The sequence below is a fragment of the Bartonella sp. CL162QHHD genome (assembly GCF_042195435.1).
Classification (GTDB): domain Bacteria; phylum Pseudomonadota; class Alphaproteobacteria; order Rhizobiales; family Rhizobiaceae; genus Bartonella.
Genome location: NZ_JBHIOG010000094.1, coordinates 1 through 2,087, shown reverse-complemented (window position 1 = coordinate 2,087; position 2,087 = coordinate 1). Strand labels below are relative to the sequence as shown.

Genomic DNA, 2,087 nt, shown 5'->3' with positions numbered 1-2,087 from the left:
TTCAACTTTTCCGTTGAGAACACGCCTGCAATTAATATCTCAACACAAAGTGAAACGATTGAAGATGGCTATGATTATGGAGTAAGGCGGCGTGTTTTAACAGTAGATGTTGAATGCTATGCAACATGTGAAGATGGTGCACGCTTTGTTGACCAATTAGCATGGGAAATTGAAGAGATTTTCTACGCTAATCACAATCTCAACAACACCGTTGAAACATGCGGCCTGCAAAATATTGCTTTTGCCTTTGGCGATAATGGCGCCCTAGCGCTCCATGGTGCAATTCTAACCTTTGAAGTCATTTATGTGACAAATATCCCCAACATGGATGAAGAAGACGGCAGTGTAACAGCAAGAATCGTTGAACCTTTCTTAAGCTTTGAACCAGAAACAGGCGTGAGAAATAAAGATAAATACCATAAAATCGAGGTTACTCATGTTAGAGCGGCGCGATAAAGAAATCACAGATCTAAAGAGACGTGTGGCCAATATGGTTGTGGTGGGAAAAATTAGCCATGTCGACCATAAAAACGCACGCTATCGGATAAAAAGTGGCAATCTTGTCAGTGACTGGATTCCAGACACACAAGCCCGCGCCGGTAAAACACGCTCTTATGAAGGGCGTGATATCGGAGAGCAAGTGATTGTTGTCTCGTCATCCGGAGATTTATCACAAGGGGTGATTGTTGGTTCACTTCATACCGATGCTAATCAAGCAGCCGATAAGGGCAGCATTCACCGAACGATATACCCTGATGGAACCAGCCTTGAATATGATGATGAACAAAATACTTATGGAATTCACATCAAATCCGGCGGAAAATTTATCCTGACAATCGCTGATGGTGTGTCACTAAAAGGTGATGGTGGCAAGCTAGAGCTTACGGCACCGGAAGGCATAAAGATTGTTTCAGAAAGCGATATAAATTTAAACGCAAAAGGCGGCATCTCTTTGAAGGCTGGTGATGGCATTTCACTGAATTCGAATGATAGTCTCTCTCTTCATTCTGGGAATAATGTTTCCATTCACTCAAGTGGATTAAGACATAACGGCACCAATGTAGGAGCAACCCATGTTCATGGCGGTGTTTATTCTGGTGGCGCGATGACTGGAGGTCCCAATTGAACAGTGGAATGGACCGTACAACAGGAAAGCCATTAACCGGAATTGATCATTTGCGCCAATCAATCCTTGACATTTTGTCAACACGGATTGGTTCGCGTGTAATGCGGCGTGACTATGGTTCACGCGTTGCTGAACTCATTGATGCACCGGTTAATAATGCTTTTGCTGTTGCTCTTTATGCTGCTGTTGCTGAGGCTTTAGACAAGTGGGAACCGCGTTTTAAATTGAAAAAAATCGATTTTAAATGGAGTGAGAATGGACACGTTTCTTTATCCTTTGAAGGCATTTATTTGCCATCCGGCAAGCCCATTACCATGGAAGGATTATTGATAAAATGAATGGAGTGCTTGCAAAACCCGAAATCATCACAGAACTTTCTTTTGAAGAAATACGCGCTGCTGCTCTTGCCCATTTAAAAGAACTTTTACCCGAATATACATTTTTGGAAAGTGATCCAGCCGTAAAAGTCATAGAGGCTTTTAGCTATCGAGAGTTGCTTTTAAGACAGCGTATTAACGAAGCGGCACGCAACAACATTCTTGATTTTGCAACCGGTGAATCTCTTGATGCTTTGGGAAACTGGCATGGTATTGCCCGCATGGAGGGTGAAAGTGACGAGAGATATCGTGAACGCATAGAGCTTCATACCCGTGGTGGCAATGGTAGCGGGACAGAGCCCTATTACAAGCTTATCGCCTTAACAGCAGATAGTCGTGTTAAGGATGCGATTATTTATCGTAAAGGCAAAGACCCAACCATCTATGTTGCTCTTTTTGGTAATAATGAAGAAGGAACAGCCTCTGAAGATCTCATACAAACAGTCTCAGAAGCTCTTCACAGAAAAAATATCATCATGACCAATGATACAATCATTGTTCACGCTGCTGTCAAAAAAGTGCTGGATTTAGAAGCAGATGTTTGGCTGTTACCAGAAACATCTTTGAAAATTCTCACAACAATG

Annotated in this window: 4 protein-coding genes; all 4 read left to right on the top strand. The window is 42.5% G+C overall.

Annotation, left to right across the window (positions count from 1 at the left end):
* Positions 1 to 456: hypothetical protein (locus ACFILD_RS09600; protein WP_375665213.1), on the top strand; the 456-nt coding region annotated here is incomplete at its 5' end.
* Positions 437 to 1,126 (top strand): phage baseplate assembly protein V, encoded by a 690-nt coding sequence (locus ACFILD_RS09595; protein ID WP_375665211.1) that lies wholly within the window; start codon positions 437 to 439, stop codon positions 1,124 to 1,126. The genes ACFILD_RS09600 and ACFILD_RS09595, both read left to right, overlap by 20 nt.
* On the top strand, positions 1,123 to 1,464 hold the full coding sequence (locus ACFILD_RS09590; protein ID WP_273791723.1) for a GPW/gp25 family protein: 342 nt from the start codon (positions 1,123 to 1,125) through the stop codon (positions 1,462 to 1,464). The genes ACFILD_RS09595 and ACFILD_RS09590 overlap by 4 nt, the downstream gene beginning before the upstream one ends.
* Positions 1,461 to 2,087 (top strand): baseplate J/gp47 family protein (locus ACFILD_RS09585; RefSeq protein WP_375665208.1); only part of this gene is annotated, 627 nt, incomplete at its 3' end. The genes ACFILD_RS09590 and ACFILD_RS09585, both read left to right, overlap by 4 nt.